The following is a 23972-nucleotide window of genomic DNA, read 5'->3' as shown; positions in this document are numbered from 1 at the left end:
AAGAAGAGTGCTTGCTGAAATTATATCAGAAAATTATCTTCTTAGGGAGCATCTGCTCCTCATCTCTATGTTTCCAAACCTAATTTACTAAGCCTATGATGACATACCAAATAACTTCTTCTAGAATTGCTGCTAATCGCTTAACACGTTTTACAACCTCGATGCCTACCTTATGTTCCCCTCCTGAGGCCGGATAGGAGAAGCCCTATGATAAGACTTCTAATCATCGTTCTCTTTTTGGCATTTATTGCCATTTTCTCTATGAGCAATCTGGATGGTACAACCGTTTGGCTTGCCTCTTTTGGCATTTCCATTGGCATGGGAAAGCTAATCGCTCTTTTAGCAGTGCCTTCCCTTATCCTTGGCTTCATCCTCGGTGCCGCGGGGGATATTCGCCAACGCAGACGGGCTAGAAAGGCTGAATCTCAATTACGGAACGCACAAAAGCAGCTTATTGAGCTTCACCAACGCTTAGATCAGCTCAAAATGGCGCAAAACACCTCTCCAGAAGCAACTATATCTACCCAGCAGAATTAGGCTTTTATATCATGTCCGCCGCACGTACCCGTCTTATCGCCGCCCTTGATACAGCCTCTTATGACCAAGCCTCACAATGGGCTTCTATGCTGGAGGGTAAAGTCGACGCCATTAAATTGGGGTTGGAGTTTACCTATGCTTGTGGGTTAGATGCTGTTCGTACTTTAAGCGAACGTCACGCTTTATTTTTAGACCTCAAACTCCATGATATTCCCAACACCGTCGCTGCAGGGTTAAAAGCCCTTGCTCCCATTCGTCCCTTCTTGACCACTATCCATGCCCTTGGTGGCCCAGAGATGATTGCGCGTGCACGCGGTGCTTTGGAGGAAGCATTTAACGGTGGGCCAGACAGACCAAAATTGCTAGCTGTTACTGTATTAACAAGTATGAATGAGCAAAGTCTCACCGAAGTAGGGATTGATTCTACACCTCTTGAGGAGGTTGTACGGCTTGGGAAAATGGCCATTCAAGCAGGGGCAGACGGCTTGGTTTGCTCAGCACACGAGCTCACCGCCCTGCGGGAAGAGCTTGGCCATAAACCAGAGCTGATCGTACCGGGTATTCGCCTCGTTGGTAATAACGTTGACGACCAAAAACGCGTTATGTCACCCACTCAAGCCGCTGAAGCTGGGGCAGATTGGATCGTAGTTGGTCGCCCCATCACGCGTGCGGAAGACCCTGCTGCCGTAGCCCAAGCCATACAAGATGAATTAAAAACAGCCTCTTCATGAAGGTAGATGTTAAAATCTGCGGCCTAACACGGGTTGAGGACATAAAAGCGTGTGATGCTTTGGGGGCCCGTTGGGTTGGGTTAGTTTTTCATCCTGCCTCTCCACGCTTCATAAGCCCAGAATGTGCGGCTGCTCTACATGCTGCTGTCCCCCCTCCCGCACAAGGGGGACCGCTACGTGTTGGCTTGTTTGTGCGCCCTACTTACATGGACGTTCTCACAATTTTACGCCATGTTCCTTTGGATATTTTACAACTCTACACAGATGAAAACACCGCCATTCACCTAAAAAACACAACAGGCAAACAAGTCTGGCTCGCCCGAGGCATCTCGAATAAGGAGGACCTTCCACACTCCACAGCTATGGACGGTTATGTCATCGAGGCCCCTGCACAAACCGGGGATAATCGTCCTGGTGGATTAGGACGCAGCTTTGACTGGAAACTAACCGACCAATGGCATGCCCCCGCCCCTTGGCTATTAGCAGGGGGACTAACGCCCGATAATGTAGCAAAGGCTGTTTTTACCAGTAAAACACGAGCTGTTGACGTTTCCTCCGGCGTGGAAGATAGCCCCGGTATAAAGTCTACAGCAAAGATAAGAGCCTTTATAAAAAATTCTCAAAAAGGGGCTTGCGCGACCTTTAAATAATGATATTGTCCGCGGCAACGCTCGCTGGAGAGGTGGCCGAGCGGCTTAAGGCGCACGCTTGGAAAGCGTGTGTACGTTAATAGCGTACCGAGGGTTCGAATCCCTCTCTCTCCGCCAGTATCCCTAAAAAAGGCTGTTTTTTTTGTGGCCAGAGGTGACCCCCTGACCACTGCGTAGTCTTACGCTTTAGAGAATAATACCTTCTCTGCAAGGCGGGATTTAGGTCTTTTAGCATTATTATCGCTCTCGGCATGATAACCAAGTGCGACCACAACAAGCGGAGTCAGCCCCTTTCCTGCCAAACCAAACTCTTTAGACATTACCTCCGGCAAGAACCCTTCAATTGGGGTTGCATCAATCCCCAACATAGCGGCGGAAAGCAGCAAGAAGCCCTGTGCTAGATAAACTTGCTTTTGGTTCCAATGGGCTACATCGCCCGCTGTCTTATGCTGTTGCACATAACCCGCACGTGCTGCTGCAAACTCATCACGCGCCTTAGCATCTTGATAACGACCGTCTTTTTCTTCTTGCTCTAACACGGAGTGCAAGTACGATTCTGTTAGCTCATTACGTGCGCATAGCAAAACAACATGAGAGGCATCCGTAATCTTCCCTCTATTATATGCTAGCGCGCTCCCTTCTGGAGTTGCCTTCGCTAGACGTTGCTTACCAGCTTCATCGTCAGCAACAATAAAATGCCACGGCTGAGCATTTACAGAAGACGGGCTATAACGCAAAGCCGCAACCAACTGTTTAAACGTCTCTTCAGGGATACGGCGTGTCTTATCATAAGCCTTCGTCGTGTAACGTGTCTGCAAAATATGGGGGAGGTCCATCATCTCTCTCCGTTTTGTGGTTAATGGTTCCATTCATATCAAACAAAAAAGACCCCGTAAAGCATTTAAAAAAGTAGAACCTCCCTCTTCTATTCGTCCAACAATATTTGAACACACTAAAAAGAATAATTGATCATACAAATTATCTCCTCCCAAAATGAAGAAAATATAAGAGAAATAGGACTCCTCAAAGAATGAAGGTGATAATCTTTTTCAATTGAAAGTATATGATAATGATTATCAAGTACGAATACATAAATAATATTTTTTTATTGATTTTTTACAGAAGCGATATTATATCCGCTCTCGTTGGAGACGTTCCTACTTTTATCACTTTATTGAGGAGGCCATCATGGCTGTAAAAGACCCGAAGGTTATTGAGTTCCTTAACGCACAATTGGCAAATGAGTTGACGGCCATTAACCAATATTTTTTGCATTCTCGTACGTTAAATCACTGGGGTGTTACCAAACTCGGTAAGAAAGAATATGAAGAATCAATTGAGGAGATGCGCCATGCTGATTGGCTGATTGAGCGCATCCTTTTCTTGGGCGGCCTGCCGAATCTACAGCACCTCAACCCGCTTCAGATTGGTGAGAATGTTCAAGAAATTCTAGAATGCGATCTGAAAGTCGAAGCACTAGCCCTGGAGAAAATCCGCGAGGGCATTGCTTACTGCGAAAGCGTACGCGATTTTGTATCCCGTGACCTGCTCTTCCGCATCCTTGCAGATGAAGAATCTCATGAGGACTTCATTGATACACAACTCGACCTCATCAAACAGATCGGTATTGAGCGTTATATCACCCTGAACTCCGAGAGTGCCGACCAGAATAGCGGCGAGTAATTAATCACTGTTATTAATTACTTCTATAAAGGAGGCTTCCCTATAGGGAGGCCTCTTTTTTTGTAACCAGCTCTTCATCCCCAACAGCTTGAGCTGCCATTTGTTCTTCTAGCTCTAAGGTTGTGGGGCATGGGCACCTTGTCTCACGCGCCGCTTTTAATAAACAGGCCACACCCTTTACGCAATTCCCACATTTTACCCGGCACTGACGTGCCGCATAAATATCGGAAAGCCTCACGACTCCGGCCTGAATTGCCGCCTGTACATCTCTGTCAGACAACCCATTGCATGAGCATATAATCATCTAGGTTCCGCCTCTGACTGGCTAATCTTTTTTCACGCTAATGATAATGACATTCTTTCGCAACTAAAATTTTCTCCTCCCCATCTCTTTTTCCGTTGAGGTTTAAACACTGTTACATCTTTACCTCTTCTTCATACTGAAGATTCTTTTTAACAATAATCATCAAATTATAAGAAGTAATAAAAGATATAACATCATTCTATCCTCTATAATTCCTAATTGAAAAAAGAAAAAACCTGTGATACAAAGCCCGCATTCCTAAGCTTATAGATGTATGATGGCTGTAACAAAATAAGCCTTACATTATAGGCTAGTATATTTGAGAGGCTGCTCACTCTCATAGAAACTCAGTCTTCATCAAGAGGAAGGTAGAAAACCAGTTGTGATAACTTTTCCATCTTCCTTTACATAATGGGAGAGGTTTTTAATGGCAGAATCTTTGAACACAAAAACAAGTTTTGTCGAGAAAATAGGCATCCCAAAAGCACTCTTCTGGGCCTTTGTCGGGCAACTGCTTTTCATGGTCGGCGATGGGGTAGAGGCAGGTTACCTAGACACATTCATGCTTCATACGGGTCATCCGCAAAGCTTCGTGAATGAATTATTCACCTGCTACGGGATTACCGTCATGCTTGCTGCATGGTTTGCTGGCCCCCTATCGGACCTGATGGGGCCTAAAAAGGTTATGTGGATTGGCCTCATTCTCTGGGCCGTCTTAGAGGTTGGGTTTCTCATTTGCGGGCTGACGCCTAATAATAGCACGTGGATCCTCACTTTTTACACGTTACGCGGTTTTGCTTATCCCCTCTTCGCCTATGGGTTCTTAGTTTGGATTGCCGCAGCAACCCCAAGCACAATGTTAGGTGCGGCGGCTGGATGGTTTTGGTTTTCCTTCTCAGCTGGGCTGCCAACTCTAGGCTCTCAATTCGCCCGTTTCGCAATCCCTGCGATTGGTGAAATCAATACCTTCTGGTGCTCTTTAGGTCTTGTCGTTATTGGCGGGTTATTGGCCCTCCTTTTTACACATGAACCAACTGGGACAAAACGCCTTCTCCCCGCTGATGTCTCCCCTAAAAAGGCGTTTTTAGGCTCTATCAGCATCATATGGCGGGAGCCTAAAACCCTCATTGCTGGCATTGTAAGAACAGTTGATACCTCCTCCGAATATGCCTTCCTCGCTATTATGCCGGGCTTCTTTGTGGACCATTTAGGTTTTACTCTTGGGCAATGGCTAAACCTTCTATCATTGATTTTCTTGAGCAATATTATCGTTAACCTCATCTCTGGCATGGTGGCCGATAAAATAGGCTATCGTTTTGTTGTGGCTGTCTTTGGTGGGATTGGTGGATTTATTACCATTCCCCTCTTTTATTACATTCCCCTTTGGTATCCGGGTAATTTTGCCGCTGCCGCTGCAGTTGGGATTTTATATGGGGCCTCCATCGCAGCCTTTGTGCCTCTCTCTGGGCTTATGCCGCAAATCTGCCCCCGCGAGAAAGCCGCAGCCCTCTCTATTCTTGGCTTAGGGGCTGGGGCCTCAACGTGGGTTGGTCCGGCCATTGTATCCCTCTGCGAAGTAATTTTTGGCACAGGGATGTCTTACGTCATTTGGACGTTTGCCATCATTTACCTCATTACAGCAGGCTTAACGATGACACTCCGTATTTCACCAGAAGCACGCCGTTACATTGAAGAGCACGAAAAACAAAAGAGCTAACCACTATCAGAGAAAGGCCATGTAGTTATGTCGTGGCCTTTCTCGAAGTTCATAACGGCCATGCATCAAAATGAGCGTAAATCCTAGCGAAGGCCTTGCAGTTCTTGCCATACTGGCGCACTCTCTCCCTGTCGTTAAACCTTATGTATTAAGGAGTTCATCATGGCTGTAACCAAGCTTGTTCTGGTTCGTCACGGCGAAAGCCAATGGAATCAAGAAAATCGTTTCACCGGTTGGTATGACGTGGATTTATCCGAGAAAGGACGTAGCGAAGCCAAAGCAGCGGGTGAGCTCCTGCGTAAAGAAGGTTATTCCTTCGACTTCGCTTATACATCCGTTCTAAAACGCGCAATCCATACATTGTGGAACATTCTTGATGGTGTGGACCAAGCGTGGCTCCCTGTTGAGAAAAACTGGCGTCTTAATGAGCGTCACTATGGTGCGCTCCAAGGGCTGAACAAAGCCGAGACCGCCAAGAAATATGGCGATGAGCAAGTTAAGCAATGGCGTCGCGGTTTTGCTGTTACCCCCCCTGCTCTGGAGCGGTCTGACGAGCGTTTCCCCGGCCATGACCCACGCTACGCTCATCTTAGCCCTAATGAGCTTCCCACCACAGAGAGCCTCGCCCTCACCATTGAGCGCGTTATCCCTTATTGGGAAAAGAGCATTCTGCCCCGTATCAAAAAGGGTGAGAAGGTCATCATCGCAGCCCACGGGAACTCCCTGCGCGCCCTGGTGAAATATCTGGATAACATGACAGAGGATGAAATCCTCAACCTGAACATCCCCACCGGTGTGCCTTTGGTTTATGAATTCGATGAGAGCTTTAAACCTGTGAAGCATTATTACCTCGGCGATGCGGAAGAAATCGCCGCTAAGGCTGCTGCCGTAGCTAACCAGGGCAAGGCTAAGTAAGCTGCTGGCTTTACTTTGTTAAAGAAGGGGACGGTTTTTCTGCCGTCCCTTTTTTATATTATTAGCTGACACATAAGCTACTCTACTATACAATAAATAAAATGGTGAAACTTTTTCATGAGAAAGGAATCATGATGTTTGGAGTTAGAAGAACAGAAGACGATAAAATTGCTTCAGTTAATATTTATCTAGAGGCATGGAAAAGAGTCATTGATACACAAGAACATTTTAACGATATTAGTATGCGCGTAAGAGGATTACTCGGAACTTGTTTTTCGGCTCTTTTCTTATTCGCTGCTTACCTGTTGAAAGATTCAGATATAAACAATGAAAAATATATTATAATTTCTATATTATTTTTTTATGTTATCATTGCTCTTAGCTGCTTCTGTGCAGAAAAATGGTACAGAAACTTTCTTATTAGTGCCGTAAAAGTTGGAGAAGATATTGAAGAGAAGTTAAAAAACTATGGCTACGAGGAAATACAACTTACAACACAAATTAGTTATGATGATAAAAACAAAATAACTAGTAGCCAATTGTTCTTTATATCATTTTATTTTTTTCAAATATTCCTCCCGATTTGTGTGATTTGTTTGTTATTTTTCAAGAATAAAGTATAATATATATAAAACTCATGATAGCCAAACAAATCACAATATAATTTTCTAAGCTCTAGCAATGGAAAGATGACCATCATAATATCCGTGCTAGAGCTATTTAACGATTGCCACACATCCTAGAAATATACTGGCAAAGAAACCGACTCTTTAATAAGAGGATAATTCGATCAGATTCCCATCGGGATCACGACAATAAACGGAGGAAATTTTCCCACGGGCTCCTTCTTTTATTACAGGTCCACATTCAATCTTTACGTTATGATGTGTCAGATGCTTTACAACATCATCTGCGGACAGACTGACAAGGAAACACAAGTCTGCTGTTCCCTCGAGAGGATGCCTTGCTGTGAACCAATCTTCTTGCGATATATCCTTCTGTCTAAGATTTATTTTCTGACTACCAAAGAAAAGTATATTTTTTCGCACGCCACTTTTTTTTTGAAACAATCTTCTTCCCTCGCATTCCAAGAATATTTGAATACCAATCAAACGATACATCAATGTCATTAACATTCAGAACAAGATGATCAATCGCTTCAACAAATAAAGTAGGCATGGTCTATCTCCATGTTCATGCTGCGACTGCGTGATAACAGGAAGCGGACGAAAAGCTTTCGCTAACCCCAAAACAGCTAGACATCCAATTCTATACCATTTTGCCAAGAGTATAACAGACTGCGACGAAGAGACGGACTAATTGTAAGAGGCGCAGAAAAATTGGGGGCCTCGCTGGGGACCACAGAAATAGAAAACGCTCCTATTTGTGAGGTACGCTTTGCTTTTTAGTGGAAACCCGTGGCGGAGGGGATGGGACCTTTATTTGAAGTTCCTCTCAACTGCAAAAGCCCAATACCTACGGGAACGCGCCAATTCTGGTTTGTCCCTGTGGAACGCAAACGTGTAATACCGCTCTTAAGCGGTTTAACGGCTTCTGTCCAAAAAATCCTCCTGTCTATACGGACGCAAGCATACTTTCGGCCTTTCCCATGGCTTGCGTTTTCGTCCTCTACAGCCCTGCCATTTGTCGGGGTGTCTCCTGTCGATCAAAACAGTTCCTCACATCACCTCCATGCGCCGCCCCGCTTCCCTGAAAGCCTCCTGCGTTGCCGAGTCATGCGGATGGTCGGTGATCCGACGGCAACTCCGGTCAAACGCATACCGAAGCCGAGGCCCGAACTGTTCCTCTGCCAGCCAGCGTGCATAGGCGTCCGGTGCAGCTCCCGTTCCTGCTCCCGCCAGGTTTCAGGCAGGATCTTCCAGAAGGTGAGATCCATATAACCGGGCTTACCCTCCCGCTCGGTCTGCTGCAGGGCCCGATCTCTGTCCCGCGCTCCGGGGCTAGGTCGTTTGCCCTGGTACCAGCCTTCAAAACTGATCCTGTTCTCCCGGGCAATCCGGGTGGCCCGGGCCTTCCACTGCTCCGAGCCCTGCAGGGTAAAGCCCCGGGGATAGCGTTCCTCAGCCAGACGCAGCATGGCCAGCACGTCCTCATCGGTCGTGTGTTTCCTGGCCAGAATCTGTTGCCCCCTATCCGTGAAGGCCGTTTCCCGGTTGGCTTTCACATAATGAATGCCAGAGCCGGCAGAAGACATGACCAGTCTGTACTGCTCCAGCAATGATTGATGCCGGCTCCGCTCGGGAAACAGTGATCCCTTCCAGACCTACGTTCCCCGCAAGCCATCATGACGCTTGGCACGTTCTCCCCGGTACCGGGCCCAGGAAAGCCGCTGCAATGTTCCAGGTAGGATCTGCTGCTGCTTCCAGAGCCAGGCCTGATCCCTGACCGTGGCCCGCCGGAACGCTGCCTGGCTTTCCAGCAGGAGACACAGGGACAGCAAGTCGGCCCAACCATAAGCCCGAGCCACGTCATGGATCTGCTGTCATTCCCGGCTCTACCAATCCCTGATTTCGGCAAGCTGTTTTGACAGAGTGAACCGGTAAAGCCTATTCCGCTCACTGTACCAGGCGCGGCACTGCATCTCCTTCTGGGCCTCACTGTCCTTCCGGCAAGCAAAAAGCATGTCTGCCCTGTCAAGTGGCCGGGAAAAGATCCCCTCCTCAAAAGCCCCGAAACGTTTTCTCAGCGCCACCCGGGAAAAGGTCCGGCCCATAACGCCGGCCTTGACGGCCTGTCCTTCCAGCATGATGACCAGACCACGGCCCTTCCGCTTGAAGGTAGCGCCCTTCTTCCGGAACAAGGCATGAAGCTCTGCCCAGCTGCTGGCTTTCTCGGTAAGCGGGGCCAATCGCGTCCGGGCGAGGTGTTCCGCACTGGCCATACCGTGATAACGCTCGAAGCGTTGGGCCTGCTGGCTGAGCGCTTTTCGGGGACGCGGATTGAGGCGCTTTCCTTTATCATCATAACGGGGCGTTCAGGACTGACTGTGTAATCCAGCTTGCGCAACACCCTGTGCAGGGCCTGTTTCAGGGCCTTGATGTGCCAGCCTTTATTGATTTCGGTGAGTGTTTCCGTCAGAGGATCAACCCGGTTTATCACCAGATGGAGATGAGGATGGGCCGTATCCTCATGCAGCGCCCAGACCGCCTGATGATCGGACAGTCCCAGCTCATCCATGAGGGCATGAACGAGCTTGCGGCGTTCCTCGACCCTATTGCGGGATGAGCCACAAAAATGATGGCCTCGGCATGGCTACATTTTTCACCAGTAATCCGAGAGCCCGGATTGGTGATATAGCGCAGGAGGCCGCTGATCCGTTCGCGCTTACTGCTGCGTCGGGCACTGTCAACGAGCTTGATGTACATCCTGCTCCCTTTCTAGCTGTTCCCAAATCTGGGCGGCGAGACGCTGGACAGCCCGGAGGGTTGTCATCATCTCCTGACGGAGTCCCGACGTCCACTCGGAACGGGCCAGCATGTTGAGCAGAGCTCCCTGACGGCGCAGCTCCCCCACCAACTGTGCGATGTCACCCAGGGCACGCTTGCTGGAGGCGGTCCGAACCGGCTGGCGGAGGATCAGGGCGCAAACCAGCTCGAAGAGGGTAATGCCATGGGCCTAGCAGGCCTGCCGGAGCTCGTCATGGAGAGCCTGTGGAACGCGCAGCTGAATGACCTGGGAAACGCTTTTCCGCGGCTGTACTGGAGGAATGGATGGACACATGGCCAGCCCCCATTTCTGCAAAATAGCGTCGCCATTGAGCGGAAAGCAGGTGCGAATGACGGACGTCATGAGCGGGTTGTCGTGCAATTTTGACGCGGCGACGATCATGAAAGCCGCCCTAGACGATATGACCGGTCCGCGGTCCAGTATCGCAACAAGCGGAAACGTCACAGCAAAATCGGTTGTCTGTTGCAGATGGAACCGGCAGGAAAACAGGATCGTGAGGGAAGCCAGCGACAGGCCATTCAATCCCGATCCTGAATAAGGAGGAATAATAGACAGGATTGGGGGCGCATCCAGCATGGATGCGCCCTTAGGCTGCATTGACAAAAGATTTATACAATCTGTCTGAGTTCTGCTTCAGTGGTTGCTTCAACGCAGACGATAAGGTGGAGCGGAGATGGCATGAGGTGATCTGACAGATCAGGAATGAGCGATGATTGACCCGCTTCTTCCACCTGAACGCGCGTATTGGACGCACCCGCTGAAGACAATCGCCGATTTCTTAGGGGTATGTTACATGTTCTACGGACGGATTGTCCCTGATGGGACATAATTTATGCAAACCAGTCTCCGCAAATCCCGGAGCAATCTATAGGGTTGAGGCGATACGTCATGGGTAACTCACAAAAAGGTCGAAACAATATCATATCATCTCATCAAGATAATAGACACAGCGACGCATATCACCGAGCACTCAGGCAGTGCGCACATGTCGCCCGAGAGGAATTTAAAGTCGCCGTTAGTGCCCTCCACGATGCCGAGCAGGTTGGGCGGAAACTGAAGGCATCAATGGCAGCTATTGCGCGTCGTGTCCCGACTGATGGCGCAGCCATTGAAGACGCCAGAACACGACTTCAGGAACTCGACGCAAAGCTTGAGACGACGCTAGTGGACTCTCTCTGTGCAACAAGGACTGCTCTCCATACCAAGAAGAGTGTCCTCAATCGTTTTACGATCACGCTCTTCGGCCGAACGATGGCAGGCAAAAGCACGATCCGTGAGACGCTTACTGGCGGCGATGGTACCACTATTGGTAAGGGTGCCCAGCGTACAACTCGCGACGTGCGCGAGTACGTCTGGAACTCCCTCCGCATCATTGATACCCCTGGTATCGGGGCGTACGAGGGTGAAGAGGATCGCGCGCAGGCAATATCGGTAATCGACGAGACCGACGTCGTATTGTTTCTTGTCAGCTCCGACGGGGTTCAGGAGGAATCGTTCAAAGGTATGAGGGAGTTGCGCCAGCAGAACAAACCGATAATTTTCGTATTGAATATCAAGCGAGATCTCGAAAAATCAGTAAATATGCGTCGGTTTCTGAAAGATCCACGAAGCATATTTAACGAAAACGAGATCCGTGGACATTTCGACCGCATCTGCGAGCTTGCCCGTGATTATCTTGGCATGAGCAATGTGGAGATATACCCGATCCATGCACAGGCAGCATATTTTTCTACTCGTCCCGAGTATAAAGAAGATGCGGAACTTCTTGCGGATTACTCTCGTCTTGGAAAACTCCTTCACGCACTTGAGGTAGAAGTTTCCCAACGAGGTATTGTCCGTCGATTGCAGACCATCATAGATGGTACCCAAATTTCGTTGCTTGATCTCCAAGAGGAGCTTGGTAAGCAAGCAAAAACTGTGAGGCAAGTGGCCCATCACCTTAAAGATAAATTCGAAGAGCTTGACGCCTGGCTTAATGGCTTCATCCGGGCAACAAAGACCCGTGTAGAGACGGAAGCGAGCCAGCTCGTGCAGCCGCTCCGCGCATCGCTGTCTGCGTTCATTGACGAAAATATCGAACGAAAGGATGTCGGTGAACGCTGGAATCAAAAGGTGGTAGCGCTCGACATCCAGGGCTGGCTCAAACGTCAGCAGACGGTTATCCTTGATGAACTTCGCGCTTGCCTCGATGAGTTTTCACGAGAAATGTCAGTAAAGTCGAAAGTGATAGGAGAGTTCGACACCGCCAACCCATCACAATTTGATCCGTGGGATGTGAAGCGATCCCTGCATTGGCTCTCTGCCGCAGGGGGGGCCATGGCCAGCGTTTCCGCTGTAGCGGGGTACTTTGGCGCCGCGAACTTTTGGAACCCAATTGGGCTGACCGCTGGTGTCATTAGTGTGATCCCTCTAGGGCTATCGTGGTTTTTTAACGATCGCGAGAAGAAACTTCAAGGTCAGAAGGCAAAGGTGACCTCCGATCTTCGCAAAAATATCGATAACCTTGAGCGTGAAGTCGCTAGCAGCTTGAAGAAATGGTTCTATGACAGTGTGACAAGCCGATTGGTCCGCGCGATTCGTAAGGATACACGGCAGTTCTATACTGGCATGGGCAGGATTTCTCGATCCCTGGATGATGGGGCCCGTCAGGTAGCTACCATTGTTGAGGGGCTCAATCGCCGCCTTCTTGTCCGCACGGGGCAATTCATTCACATGCCCGTGGAAGAAGCTCTAATAGCCCGTGTAGTTCGTGATCCTGGCGTTCGCATCAAGTTCCTTTGGAGGGGGAATATCGAAAACGCAGCATTCTGCAAAGAAGTGGGTCGCGCGATCAACGAGTGGGTTGATGAGATTCCAGAGGTTCCTGTCGCTCAGAAGATAGCTGCTGCCCTGCGGCCTGCCAATGTCTTACCCACGAATGTATCAATCTCGGCCCGATCGGCTCTAGTTCGTGTCCCACAGAAAGAAGTAGGGCGAGCTATCGGAAAACGTGGTAGTAATATTTCCCTTGCCAGCCGTCTCGTGGACGTACGCATTAAGGTGATTGGAGAGGACCGCGCACATGTCTGATAAAGCTTCTTTCGAATTTGGCGAAATTCTCTCGGCGACCCAGAAAGTTCAGAGTGATCTGCGCGCGGCTACCGCGCGTTCAGAGGATCTAAAGGTCAGAGCTCTCGAGCGCGAGGTGGATGAGGTACGGATCACTGGGGGTTCGTTCGAGCGCGTCCCCCCTCTTACCATAGCCTTCGTCGGGCAGTATAATGCGGGAAAGTCAACAATCCTTCGTGTCCTCACGGGCCGCGAGGACATCGTGATCGACGCTAACGTCTGCACCGACTCGGTTACAGCTTACGACTGGGAGGGGGTTCGGCTCCTCGATACGCCGGGCGTACATGCGGGACGGCCCGACCACGACGAGAAGACCTACGCAATAATCGATCGCGCCGATCTCATCGTGTTCGTTGTTACGAACGAGCTATTTGACGATACGATCGGGCGCCACTTTCGAGAGCTTGCGTTCGGGCGTCAGCACGCGCGCCGGATGCTCCTTGTTGTAAACAAGATGGGCCAAGATCCAGGCTCGCCTGAGACGAAGCAAGGCGACATTGAGAAGGTCACGGCACCGCTCGTCCTTGAGGATTTCCGTGGTGTCTTCGTCGACGCCCAGTCATGGATTGAAGCACAAACCGCTGACGAAGAGGATCGCATAGACCTCCTCAAGCTTGCCAACATCGGAACGCTTATGGACGCTCTCAACGGATTTATAGCAGAGCGTGGTTTGACAGGTCGCTTGTCGGCGCCGCTCTTCACGATGCGTGGCATTGCAGAACAAGCGTCTGCGCTACTATCAACGGATTTTCCTCAAGAGCGTGCCGCGCTCGAACTCCTTCATCGCAAGCGAAGCATTTTTCTCGCATCGCGAGGTCGTTTGCGCGCAACGATGAATGGTGTCATCGCAAGAGCTGTCGTCGATATCGGGAGTTATGGCGACGAGGTTGCAGAGTCGATCGAGCCAGGCAAAACCGAGAAAGACGTCGAAGCACTTCATACCCGTGCCCAGGCCAATGCCAATGCTCGCAGTGAGGCGCTTTCTGAAGAGGCTCGTTTATGCATCGAGACAGAATTCAGCGAGTTGCGCCATCAGTTGGAAGCCCTCCGTGATGGCGTACTCGCGCGTGAACTGACTGGACAGGTTGAAGGCGAAGCACCTAGGGACGCTTATCTCGGCGACTTCGCATCCCTGGCATGGAACTCGCCTTCAAAAGTAGAAGTTCTTGCCGATTGGCCCGTCAAAGCCAAGAAGATCGGAAGCGTTGCAAAGGACATCGGGAACTGGACAGCTCGATGGGCCACGGGATCTACTGCTGAGGGAGTTTCCGCGTTCAGTGCCACGGCGGCTCGGGGAAGTGACGCGCATAAGGTTGTCTACAACGTCGGGAGATTTTTTGGCGTAAAATTCCGACCTTGGGGGGCCGTCAATGTAGCCCGGGCAATCGGAAATGCCGGTCGGTGCGTTTCCGCAATTGGCGGTGTCTTGTCAGTCTTCGCACAGATCGCTGAAGACCGTCAGCAGGAACAGCACTATCTACAACTCCGCAACGCGCGCGACGGCGTTCGTTCCGCTTATCGGGATTCTGCCTTGTCAGTTCAGGCTTTATTTTGGGAGCAATTCGAATTGTTTTCCAAAGAGTTTTACGATTCTGAGTTACTTGCCATAGATAAAACCGTTGAAGATCTTGTCGGAAAGCGCAATGAACGAAAGTCTGGAGCTGTGGATTTCCAAAATCTGAAGCGACGTATTGAAGAACTGATCAAGCTAATTAATGTGAGACAATTGCCTACCCCGTAGTTAAGTATTACGCAAGCTCAATCATCGTATTTAAGGACCAAATTGATCTTAAGATAAACAGCCACGGGATTGACAGTGACCGAAATGCTTAGGTTATTTTGACAAAGAGTTAAGTCAGAGTTTTGCGGCGGCGAACTTGAAAAAGCTCATGAAGGACAAAGCTGTCTTGTCGTAGCGATTTGCAATGCGCTGCCTCCGCTTGAGATGGTTGAACATCCACTCGATGCAGCTGCGCCCTTAGTAGCACTGCCAGTCTGTTTTCTACGGTACACTTCGGCTTTTGCGTGATGGAATGGACGGCAGGATACCACCTAGAAACAGATCCTGGCGAAAACTGTCGCCGTCATAGCCTCGTTCAGCCAGCATGGCCCGGAGTTTAAAACCGGCAACACCAGCAAGGCATCTGTAGCTTTATAAGCTGAAACCTGACCTCCTGATGAGGACAAAACCGAAAGGGCATCCCTGATTGTCGCATCGGGCGCGACTTTTGCTCGTAAAGCCGCCGCGTGATCGACTAAAACCTTTTCTTCAATGAGCCCCCTTTTGCACCCGTGGCCTGTGATTGAGTACGGACGATGATACCATCAATCATATGCTGCCAGCCATCATTCAGTCCCAGATCTATAAGAGTCTGAAGCAAAGCATCCCTCACGCCCCGTTCAGCCCGATGGTGAAATCTGACATAAACGGAGTTCCATATGCCGTGGCGTTCATGCCTGTCCCGCCAGGGACAACCCGTCCGCAGAACATGCAACATCCCTTTGAGAAATCAGCGGTTATTTCGGCAGGGCGGCCCCAACACCCATGCTCATTTTACTGAGGCCTTCCCCTTGAAAGACAGTTCCCATTATAAAAGAAAGGCCAACGAAAAAGGAAAATGAACCTTCTCCACAAAAACCTGCGCTTCAGCTTCCGACAGGCCCTTTCCATAACGCTCATAGGTTTTCCCACCACGATGACCAAAAACCTTGTTGGATAGTTCCAGTCCAATATTGGAGGCAGACAGCATCTGCCGGAAATGATGCCGGAAGGAATATCCCATGAGGTCCAGATCATCGGGGAAAACCGTACGGATCAGCCGGTTCAACCGGGTCATGCTGGCCTGCTCGGAACGCAGTCGGCCTGAGGGTCCTTCACCATAGATGAGAGGACGGTCCAATCGCTTCTGACGAGCCGCATAGTCAAGAAAGCCAAGCTCTTTCAGTTCGTCAATCACCGAAACCAGGCGAAAGGCATTCTTGGTTTTTATGCCCGCCTTCCGGACCGGAGGTCAATGCAGGGAATGTCCCCAATCATGACCAATTCGGAGGGCGCTTCCATAAGCTCTCCACCCCGCGCCCCTGTCATGGCGCACAGGACCGCAAGCCACCAGCCATCATCCTGTCCCGTCGCGGCAAAAGCATCCGACTGGAAAAAGCGCTTCAATTCGGCATGGGTAAAGGAACGTCGCCTGTCCTGGGCATTCTTTTCTTCCATGGTTGGCTTGCGGGAACGGACCAGTTCAAAACCGTCATCCTTCACAGGTAATCCTTGCCAATCGCCCAGCGCAGGAAGCTCCTGACCTCGCCAAGCTGGCGCTGGATCGCCTTGTAGCTCAAAGGGCGCTGGTGACGCTCACTGACAAAGTCGCGCAGGAAATCGGCCACATCGACAAGGTCACGCTTGACCAGACTGCCAAGCGGCTTCCTCTTCCATACCCGTTCAAGATAGGAAAAGGTGGTTTTCATGCCTGAGACGCTCTTGGCCGCATAACCGGGATTATCCTGCCAGAATTCATCCAGATAAGCCTGCCACGGCCTTCCAGTAACCAGCGTAGGGCATCCTCATGATTGTCTGACTTCGGCACCGTGGCAGACTTGGGCAGTTCGCCTATCTTCAAGAAAGAGCGAAGAGCCGCCAAGTGCTTGGCCTGTTCGGCATTGGCCTTATAAAGCGCCTGGAATTTCGACTGGCCATACAGGAACATCAACCGGCCTCCCGTTCCGCTGCGTAAGTGTCATCAGGGGTGCTTCCCTTGGAGACAGTCTTCCGGAGCGTTTCAAGGAGCGCCTTGCGGTCGGTCAGAAGCCCCCGATCCAGATAATCCCGGAAGGTTTTGAGCACATGAGACATCCGGTTGCGGGCCTGATGATAATCGGTCGTCTGGAGGGAGAGAACGACTTCCTGCCCGAAACGCTCTGTAAACGCGGCGAGAGTCGTGCCCGGAAATAATAGCCGTCACGACGTCGTATGATAAAATTGGGCATTGTATCTTTTCCCATGGTCAACACGTAACACGTGCACGAGACACAAGGAAAAAGAAAAACCTCAAAAACGGCAGTTTCCCGGGGAAAAGGATCTTGGCGGAGGGGATGGGATTCGAACCCACGATACGGGAGTTACCCGTATAACGGTTTAGCAAACCGCCGCCTTCAGCCTCTCGGCCACCCCTCCGCTATAAACGGTTTTTACACGGCGTTTGCAGGACGTTTTGTAGGGGGAAACGCGCGTGACGTAAAGCCCCCTACACCATTCTTTTTACGATTTTATGAGGCTAAAAGTTTCTTCAGCAACTCATTAACCATGGCCGGGTTGGCTTTACCTTTCATGGCTTTCATCGTTTGCCCAACAAAGAAGCCAAAGAGCTTATCTTTGCCGCTCTTATATTCAGCAACTTTATCCGCATTCGCTGCTAAAATCTCGCTAATTGCCGCTTCAATCGCGCCTGTATCCGTCACTTGGCGGAGGCCCTTACGGTCCACAATGGCGGAAGGTTTATCACCTGTCTCCACCATATCTTCGAGAACCTCTTTTGCGATTTTCCCGTTAATGGTGGAATCACTTATCAAGGCAAGAAGCTCACGCAATGATTCAGCAGAGACCGGGCTATTCTCAATCGTCCGGCCTGTTCGATTCAATGCTGCGAAGAAATCACCCAAAATCCAGTTTGTCGCCAAGCGTGCATCTGCCCCGCGTGCCACTGTCTCGTAAAAGTCCGCTACAGATTGTTCAGCCGTCAGAACGCCCGATTCATAGCGAGAGACGCCGTATTCTTTCTCCAACCGTGCGCGCTTATCCTCTGGCAATTCTGGCAGAGCCGCCTTCAGCTCATCCACCCAAGATTGCTCTAGCACCAAAGGCAGGAGGTCCGGCTCTGGGAAGTAGCGGTAATCATGCGCATCTTCCTTGGTCCGCAGAGAGCGCGTCTCGCCCTTTACATGGTCAAAAAGGCGGGTCTCTTGGTCAATTTCCCCACCAGATTCCCACACATCAACCTGACGCTGCGCTTCAACTTCAATCGCCTGCATGACAAAGCGTACGGAGTTCACATTCTTAATCTCGCAGCGCGTACGATAGCCCTCTTCCCCTTCACGCCGGACAGAGACATTGACATCCGCACGCATGGAGCCTTCCTCCATATTGCCATCGCATGTCCCCAAATAACGCAGAATCTGCCGTAATTTGCGGATATACGCCCCGGCTTCTTCTGGGGAGCGAATATCGGGCTCACTCACAATCTCCATCAACGCCACACCAGCGCGATTGAGGTCGATGAAAGAGCGTGTCGGGTCTTGGTCGTGAATGGACTTCCCGGCATCTTGCTCCATATGCATCCGGGTCACGCCGATATGCCGGGTTTCACCATCGGCTAGCTCGATCTCGACAGTGCCCTTCCCCACGATTGGATGCTCAAACTGGCTAATTTGATAGCCTGTCGGCAAATCCGCATAGAAGTAATTCTTCCGGTCAAAGCGACTGAAAAGATTAATCTGCGCTCGCAAGCCAAGCCCTGTCCGTACCGCTTGGGCTACGCACTCACGGTTCAAGACAGGCAGCATACCAGGGAAGCCTGCATCAATCAGGCTAACATGGCTGTTAGGCTCCCCGCCATAGGAGGCAGAGGCCCCAGAAAATAGCTTCGCTTGGCTTACAATCTGGGCGTGGACTTCCAACCCGATGACCACTTCCCATGCGCCAGTTTCACCAGTGATTCGATACGCGCTCATGCTGATACCCCTGCATGGATAGTAGGACGATGGGTAAAGGACGCTGCTTTCTCCAAAACGGAGCCCGCGGCTAAGAGTGTTTCTTCATCAAAGAAGCGACCAATTAACTGCAAGCCAAGTGGCACGCCGTGGCTATCCAACCCTACAGGTACGGACAAAGCAGGCACACCGGCCATGCTAGCAGGCACGGTAAAGACGTCATTAAGGTACATCTGCACGGGGTCAGTTGGTTTTTCATCCCATGCAAAAGCCCCAGAAGGTGCCGTTGGGGCGAGGATGACATCTACCTTTTCGTAAGCCTGCAAGAAGTCCCGCTGTAACAAGGTACGAACCTTTTGCGCGCGCAGATAATACGCATCATAATAGCCGGAGGACAGCACATAAGTACCCAGCAGGATACGGCGTTTTACTTCCTCACCAAAGCCCGCTGCACGCGTTGCTTCATAAAGAGCATCCAGTGATGCCCCCGTTACGCGCTCACCAAAACGCACACCATCATACCGCGCAAGGTTGGAGGATGCCTCCGCCAAAGCTGCAATATAATAAGCTGGGAGGCCATATTGTGTATGTGGCAGAGACATATCGACAATCTCGGCCCCTGCCTCTTTAAGCCAGGCAATCCCTTGGTCCCAAACAGCGGCAATCTCAGCTGGGAGGCCATCAATCCGATATTCTTTCGGAATCCCCACCTTTAGGCCCTTCACGCCTCGCCCCAAGGCCGCCTCATAATGTGGGACGGGTTTATCCACACTTGTAGAATCTTTTGGGTCGAACCCTGCCATAGATTCCAACAAAATAGCGCAATCTTGCAGGTTACGCGCCATCGGGCCCGCTTGGTCTAAAGAGCTTGCAAAGGCGATGGTCCCAAAGCGGGAACAACGCCCATAAGTCGGCTTAACCCCTGCAATACCGCAAAAAGCCGCAGGCTGGCGGATGGAACCGCCCGTATCCGTCCCAGTAGCCCCAAGAACCAACCCCGCCGCCACTGCTGCGGCAGAACCACCAGAGGACCCACCGGGCACTAACTTCGCTGTGGAGCCACGCCGTTGCCATGGATTCATCACCCCGCCAAAAGCGGAGGTTAGGTTGGTGGACCCCATAGCGAACTCATCAAGATTCAGCTTACCAAGAGAGATAGCTCCATCCTGCTTGAGGTTAGCTGTCACCGTGCTCTCATAAGGGGGGACGAAATTATCAAGGATTTTACTCGCAGCCGTTGTGCGAACATCCTTGGTGGCAAAAAGGTCTTTCAAGCCGATTGGCAGGCCACATAAAGGCCCCCCTTCCCCTTTTGCTAAAGCAGCATCTGCCTCCTTCGCGGCAAGGCGCGCTTGCTCTGGCGTACGAGTGATGAAGCTATTTAACCCATCATCAAGGCGTTCAATAGCCTCAATATGGGCATCGACCAATTCCACAGCGGAAATCTTGCGGGCGCGCAAAGCATCCCGTGCGGATGCTAATGTGTAATCAAACAGGCTGCTCATTATTCCACCACCTTCGGCACGGTATAAAAGGGACCTTCACGCTCCGGTGCGTTGGAGAGGACGGCTTCTGGGCAATTTCCATCCGTTACTTTGTCATCACGCAAGCGTGGCTGGGCCAAACCCGTGCCGACCATCGGGGGGACATCTGTAATATCAACCTCATTGAGATGATCGACCCAGCCGATAATTCCCTGCATTTCTTTCTGATGAGCCTGTAGCTCCTCCTCAGAAAGACCAATTCTTGCCAGTCTGGCCATTTTTGCCACTGTTTTCACGTCAAGCGACATGTATAGTCCTGTTCACAAAAAGCGTTACGTTAGCTTCACAGCTTTAGAAAGGATCATACCCTCTTGCTATGACACTATTCAATCCACAGGAGCTACGTAATCAGCTTCAACCTTCACATTCTGTTCTGGGGATAGACCCTGGCAGTAAGCAGATAGGCCTTGCCCTGTCTGATACATCGCTCATGCTGGCTTCACCCCTTACCATTGTGATGCGAAAAAAACTTAAACAGATGCTGCCAATCTTTCAGGAATTATGCACCCAGCATGCAATAGGGGGAATCGTTGTCGGCCTTCCCCTCTCCCTTGATGGCAGCTTCGGCCCTGCTGCTCGTGCTGCTCATGATTGGGCAAAAGATTTAAGCGAGCGTCTTAATATACCTGCTTGCTTATGGGATGAGCGGCTCTCCTCCAGTGCTGTAAATCGCTTTTTGATTCAAGAAGCCGATATGAGCCGTAAAAAACGCGGAGACGTGGTCGATAAAATGGCCGCAGCCTACATGTTGCAAGGCTGGTTGGATGCCACGATAGCCTCTTAATATATCTTACCCACAAAAAAGAGGGCCACATGCTCCATGCGGCCCCCTCCTTATCAGAGCGTCTTAAAGGACGATCAGATGGTCTTACGCCAGTCACCCCAATCAGTGGAGACAGGGCGACTACCAGAGTTAGCAGACTGATACATAGCTTGAATCAAGCGCACATCCTGCATGCCTTCTTCACCCGTTGCAGCGAGCGGTGTGTTATTAGCTACGCTGATGGCTAGATGGTCTAGCTGAGCGGAGAACTGGTTCAATGCTGGGATGGTGAACATCGGTGTGGACCATGTTTGTGTATCCCCACTTGTGCAGTGGCTTACGCTGTTACACCAGTAGCTTGTTGCAGGATCCATCCGCAGGGAGGCTTCCGTCCCTTGCAGGTTGAAGCGGGACATCGCATTGACGTTAAAGGAGGCACTACCATGTGCCACCGCGCCAGAGCGATACCGCATGATCCAAACGATTGTCTCGTCAATCTCACGGAACATCGGGTCAGATGGCGGCATGATTGTGGCCTGAACCTCAATCGGATCCTCATCCAGCATGTAACGAGAGCCGTTCACCCCGTAAATACCGAGGTCCATCAGCGCACCACCGCCAGATAGCGCGCGTGTTAGACGCCACTGGTAGGTAGGATCGGTCGGGTCGGTATTATCGCCGTTATCTGTGCTGATAATCTGTGGCTTACCGATGCTGGTGCGTGCCAGCTCAATAGCTTTATGTGTAACGGGGTCGAAGTGGCAACGATAGCCAATCATCAGCTTCTTGCCAGCTTTCTTACCAGCGTTAATCATACGCTGACATTCTTCCACCGTGACAGCCATTGGCTTTTCACACAGCACATGCTTGCCAGCGCGGAAAGAACGCTCCGTAAAATCAGCATGCAGGGAGTTCGGCAGAATGATGTACACGGCATCAACTTCCGGGTCCTGCGCGATTTTATCGAACGTGTCGTATGTATAGAGGTGAGATTCCTCAATACCATAATGCTTGCCAAGACGACGTGCCTTCTCGATGTCACCGCTGACAAGAGCTGTAACCTTCGCATATTCACACTCTGCAAAAGCAGGCAGAATCTGGTTCACAGCATATTTGCCAAGACCAACAATGGCATAACCAAACTTACGCGGGCCATCATTTAGCGGGCGAAGAAGATTCGGATAAGGGCGTTTCCCCAAGCCAGCCGGCGGTGCTGGGAAACCAAGAGACTGCGCCACAGCGGAGCTTGCCCCCCCTGCTACGATGGAAGCCCCAAGGGCGCCCAAAACATGCCGACGGCCTGTATTAACCGTTTTTTTGGATGATGAATGAGCATTCATTTTAAGTACATCCTCTCCACTGAAATAACGGCCTCGCAGAATTACGAAGCCTAGCGACAAGCGGGAAGATTTTTATACTCCCCGGCCTCTGCGGGGAGGTTAAAGCTGCCTAAAAGGGATTGGCAATCGCCCCTTGTTACGGAATATCTCCATTTACGATCCTGAAATATAAGATAAATCTATCACTGATATAAAATACTTATTTTACAACATATTATAATCAGGATCACGAAGGGTTTATTTTCACTCTCTTTCACAAGGTATAGATGAATTGCATTTTAGACATGGCACAACATCTTTCCTTTAAAAGATGTAGAGAAAACACGATGCCCATGCTATCTTCACGCAAGTAACAAGGTTTTTCATTACGCCTTGAACCATATTCATCGTTACTGCTGACATACAGCATCAATAGCAGCGACAAAAACAGCCTTGGACATTCCCGCCGCTGCGTTTAACACACATCAATTATTTAAGGAGATAATCACCAGAGGAGTGGTGGGCGCAACAGGGATTGAACCTGTGACCCCTACCATGTCAAGGTAGTGCTCTACCGCTGAGCTATGCGCCCCTCTTGGTGTGAGAGGGTATTTACCTTGCCCTATAAGATGTGGCAAGCCTCCATTGTGAAAAAAGTTCAAAAACCTCCGTGCGCACTCCCGCTTCGCCCTTCCCAGGCCGTTGGGATACAGCTCCCTCCTTGTAAGAGCCGGACTCCCTTTTTGTTATCATCCCCACATTCCGGGCGAAATTATCCTACAGATTTTCTCAAAACGACTATTCTTCCCCTCAATGAACTAGAGCGCATGGAGGATCGTTTTATCAATGAACTCCTACAAGACCTCCCCGCTCATGGCCTCAGCCTCATTCAAGCACTATTTCCACGAAGCTTTTGCGACGTAAATCGGGATTGGCGGGAGCTTGATGCCAGCATGTTTTCTCCCCCCCTTATTGAACAAGACCTCATCCATAGTGCAAAAGTACGCGCAGGCTATGGCGTCATACCGCGCTGTCTAGCGCCGGGGAAAAGTATTTACCGTTATTGCTTACCAGTTGAAGAGGCCAGAACGCGCCTTACCCATTATTGGCAACCTTATCATCACGCCCTCCACACAACGCTGGAATCCCTCATTGAGCAATTTGGCACGGCAATTTTGTTAGATATTCACTCCATGCCACCATTAGCCCAGGCAAGGCCATGCGACATTGTGCTCGGCAATAAGCACGGCACCACATGTTCTCATGATCTCATCAGTATGGCTGAAGATTTATTCACCGCTAAAGGGTATCACGTCCAACGTAATGTGCCCTATCCAGGTGGATACATAACAAGCCGGTACGGCGTAATGGAAGAAAATAAACAAAGCCTACAGATCGAAATTAACCGTGCTTGTTATGTAAATTTAGGAACATTAAAACCCAATCGCCATTTTACAACTATGCAAAAAGACCTAACAGACATCTTATCAGCAATGGCACACTCTTTCCCTACTTCCAAAGAATAGG

At 50.3% G+C, this 23972-nt stretch carries 24 protein-coding genes, 3 tRNA genes and 2 pseudogenes; 12 read left to right on the top strand and 17 right to left on the bottom strand.

The features are described 5' to 3' along the window. Positions 1–207: 207 nt before the first annotated feature. From NQF64_RS02470 to NQF64_RS02455, 4 genes are all read left to right on the top strand, one after another. Positions 208–537, top strand: coding sequence for a DUF1049 domain-containing protein (locus NQF64_RS02470; protein ID WP_099027361.1), 330 nt, complete (start codon positions 208–210; stop codon positions 535–537). 11 nt (positions 538–548) lie between these two features. Next, positions 549–1268: an orotidine-5'-phosphate decarboxylase gene (gene pyrF / locus NQF64_RS02465; RefSeq protein WP_099027362.1), complete on the top strand. Its 720-nt coding sequence runs from the start codon at positions 549–551 to the stop codon at positions 1266–1268. Continuing rightward, complete coding sequence (locus NQF64_RS02460) at positions 1265–1918, top strand: phosphoribosylanthranilate isomerase (protein WP_099027363.1); 654 nt, start codon at positions 1265–1267, stop codon at positions 1916–1918. The genes pyrF and NQF64_RS02460 overlap by 4 nt, the downstream gene beginning before the upstream one ends. Before the next feature lie 26 nt (positions 1919–1944). Continuing rightward, positions 1945–2035 (top strand) — tRNA-Ser (locus NQF64_RS02455). A 62-nt stretch (positions 2036–2097) separates the two neighbouring features. Here the strand turns inward: NQF64_RS02455 and nfsB are convergent. After that, positions 2098–2757, bottom strand: coding sequence for an oxygen-insensitive NAD(P)H nitroreductase (nfsB, locus tag NQF64_RS02450; protein ID WP_257875189.1), 660 nt, complete (start codon positions 2755–2757; stop codon positions 2098–2100). A 349-nt stretch (positions 2758–3106) separates the two neighbouring features. On the opposite strand from nfsB, the gene bfr reads away from it, so the two are divergent. Next, positions 3107–3601, top strand: a complete 495-nt coding sequence (bfr, locus tag NQF64_RS02445) for a bacterioferritin (RefSeq protein ID WP_099027365.1) — start codon at positions 3107–3109, stop codon at positions 3599–3601. Positions 3602–3641: 40 nt separating this feature from the next. On the opposite strand, the gene NQF64_RS02440 is transcribed toward bfr, so the two are convergent. Then, entirely contained in the window at positions 3642–3905 is a 264-nt protein-coding gene (locus tag NQF64_RS02440; protein WP_099027366.1) for a (2Fe-2S)-binding protein, read from the bottom strand. A 427-nt stretch (positions 3906–4332) separates the two neighbouring features. On the opposite strand from NQF64_RS02440, the gene NQF64_RS02435 reads away from it, so the two are divergent. The 3 genes from NQF64_RS02435 (at position 4333) to NQF64_RS02425 (ending at position 7160) form a co-directional block, all read left to right on the top strand. Next, positions 4333–5622, top strand: a complete 1290-nt coding sequence (locus NQF64_RS02435; protein ID WP_266106347.1) for an MFS transporter — start codon at positions 4333–4335, stop codon at positions 5620–5622. 162 nt (positions 5623–5784) lie between these two features. Beyond that, positions 5785–6537, top strand: coding sequence for a 2,3-diphosphoglycerate-dependent phosphoglycerate mutase (gene gpmA / locus NQF64_RS02430; protein WP_099027368.1), 753 nt, complete (start codon positions 5785–5787; stop codon positions 6535–6537). 131 nt (positions 6538–6668) lie between these two features. After that, entirely contained in the window at positions 6669–7160 is a 492-nt protein-coding gene (locus NQF64_RS02425) for a hypothetical protein (RefSeq protein WP_266106346.1), read from the top strand. 397 nt (positions 7161–7557) lie between these two features. Here NQF64_RS02425 and NQF64_RS02420 read toward each other — a convergent pair whose 3' ends face one another. The 5 genes and pseudogenes from NQF64_RS02420 to NQF64_RS02400 form a co-directional block, all read right to left on the bottom strand. Beyond that, entirely contained in the window at positions 7558–7716 is a 159-nt protein-coding gene (locus NQF64_RS02420; RefSeq protein ID WP_266106345.1) for a VOC family protein, read from the bottom strand. A gap of 505 nt (positions 7717–8221) precedes the next feature. Beyond that, positions 8222–8752 carry an LPD7 domain-containing protein gene (locus NQF64_RS02415; protein WP_266106344.1) on the bottom strand — a complete coding sequence of 177 codons (531 nt, stop codon included), beginning with the start codon at positions 8750–8752 and terminating at the stop codon, positions 8222–8224. 300 nt (positions 8753–9052) lie between these two features. Further along, positions 9053–9460 (bottom strand): annotated as a pseudogene (locus NQF64_RS02410) (hypothetical protein); the annotation flags it as partial. Positions 9461–9615: 155 nt separating this feature from the next. Then, a pseudogene (locus NQF64_RS09000) lies at positions 9616–9735 on the bottom strand (relaxase/mobilization nuclease domain-containing protein); the annotation flags it as partial. A 438-nt stretch (positions 9736–10173) separates the two neighbouring features. Continuing rightward, positions 10174–10581: a hypothetical protein gene (locus NQF64_RS02400; RefSeq protein WP_143813667.1), complete on the bottom strand. Its 408-nt coding sequence runs from the start codon at positions 10579–10581 to the stop codon at positions 10174–10176. Positions 10582–11070: 489 nt separating this feature from the next. Here NQF64_RS02400 and NQF64_RS02395 point away from each other — a divergent pair, with 489 nt between their 5' ends. Beyond that, entirely contained in the window at positions 11071–13074 is a 2004-nt protein-coding gene (locus NQF64_RS02395; protein ID WP_266106341.1) for a GTPase, read from the top strand. Further along, the gene (locus tag NQF64_RS02390; protein WP_266106340.1) at positions 13067–14854 is read left to right on the top strand and encodes a GTPase; all 1788 of its coding nucleotides are present in this window, start codon (positions 13067–13069) and stop codon (positions 14852–14854) included. The genes NQF64_RS02395 and NQF64_RS02390 overlap by 8 nt, the downstream gene beginning before the upstream one ends. 514 nt (positions 14855–15368) lie before the next feature. Here NQF64_RS02390 and NQF64_RS08995 read toward each other — a convergent pair. From NQF64_RS08995 to gatC, 8 genes are all read right to left on the bottom strand, one after another. Next, entirely contained in the window at positions 15369–15611 is a 243-nt protein-coding gene (locus tag NQF64_RS08995; protein WP_099027376.1) for a transposase, read from the bottom strand. Between the two features lie 90 nt (positions 15612–15701). Next, positions 15702–16070 (bottom strand): site-specific integrase, encoded by a 369-nt coding sequence (locus tag NQF64_RS02385; RefSeq protein ID WP_099027377.1) that lies wholly within the window; start codon positions 16068–16070, stop codon positions 15702–15704. A gap of 29 nt (positions 16071–16099) precedes the next feature. Continuing rightward, complete coding sequence (locus tag NQF64_RS02380; protein ID WP_266106339.1) at positions 16100–16375, bottom strand: site-specific integrase; 276 nt, start codon at positions 16373–16375, stop codon at positions 16100–16102. Then, the gene (locus NQF64_RS02375) at positions 16372–16581 is read right to left on the bottom strand and encodes a hypothetical protein (RefSeq protein ID WP_266106338.1); all 210 of its coding nucleotides are present in this window, start codon (positions 16579–16581) and stop codon (positions 16372–16374) included. The genes NQF64_RS02380 and NQF64_RS02375 overlap by 4 nt, the downstream gene beginning before the upstream one ends. A gap of 613 nt (positions 16582–17194) precedes the next feature. Next, positions 17195–17287: transfer RNA gene (locus tag NQF64_RS02370), tRNA-Ser, on the bottom strand. A gap of 92 nt (positions 17288–17379) precedes the next feature. Continuing rightward, the gene (gene gatB, locus NQF64_RS02365; RefSeq protein WP_155573098.1) at positions 17380–18840 is read right to left on the bottom strand and encodes an Asp-tRNA(Asn)/Glu-tRNA(Gln) amidotransferase subunit GatB; all 1461 of its coding nucleotides are present in this window, start codon (positions 18838–18840) and stop codon (positions 17380–17382) included. Beyond that, a complete protein-coding gene (gene gatA / locus NQF64_RS02360) occupies positions 18837–20324 on the bottom strand; it encodes an Asp-tRNA(Asn)/Glu-tRNA(Gln) amidotransferase subunit GatA (protein ID WP_266106337.1) in 1488 nt (495 codons plus the stop codon). Before gatA ends, gatB begins: the two co-directional genes overlap by 4 nt. Continuing rightward, positions 20324–20611, bottom strand: a complete 288-nt coding sequence (gene gatC / locus NQF64_RS02355) for an Asp-tRNA(Asn)/Glu-tRNA(Gln) amidotransferase subunit GatC (protein ID WP_099027382.1) — start codon at positions 20609–20611, stop codon at positions 20324–20326. Before gatC ends, gatA begins: the two co-directional genes overlap by 1 nt. Before the next feature lie 68 nt (positions 20612–20679). Here gatC and ruvX point away from each other — a divergent pair, with 68 nt between their 5' ends. Beyond that, positions 20680–21147, top strand: coding sequence for a Holliday junction resolvase RuvX (ruvX, locus tag NQF64_RS02350; RefSeq protein ID WP_266106336.1), 468 nt, complete (start codon positions 20680–20682; stop codon positions 21145–21147). Between the two features lie 74 nt (positions 21148–21221). Here ruvX and NQF64_RS02345 read toward each other — a convergent pair whose 3' ends face one another. Both NQF64_RS02345 and NQF64_RS02340 read right to left on the bottom strand, forming a co-directional pair. Further along, positions 21222–22466 (bottom strand): Gfo/Idh/MocA family protein, encoded by a 1245-nt coding sequence (locus NQF64_RS02345; RefSeq protein WP_099027384.1) that lies wholly within the window; start codon positions 22464–22466, stop codon positions 21222–21224. 496 nt (positions 22467–22962) lie between these two features. Further along, positions 22963–23037, bottom strand: a tRNA-Val gene (locus NQF64_RS02340). A 37-nt stretch (positions 23038–23074) separates the two neighbouring features. Here NQF64_RS02340 and NQF64_RS02335 point away from each other — a divergent pair. After that, a complete protein-coding gene (locus NQF64_RS02335; protein ID WP_099027385.1) occupies positions 23075–23971 on the top strand; it encodes an N-formylglutamate amidohydrolase in 897 nt (298 codons plus the stop codon). Position 23972: the final 1 nt, after the last annotated feature.

This window comes from Bombella saccharophila (assembly GCF_026385475.1).
In the GTDB taxonomy this organism is placed as follows: Bacteria; Pseudomonadota; Alphaproteobacteria; order Acetobacterales; family Acetobacteraceae; genus Bombella; species Bombella saccharophila.
This window is presented reverse-complemented; position numbering and strand designations above follow the sequence as displayed.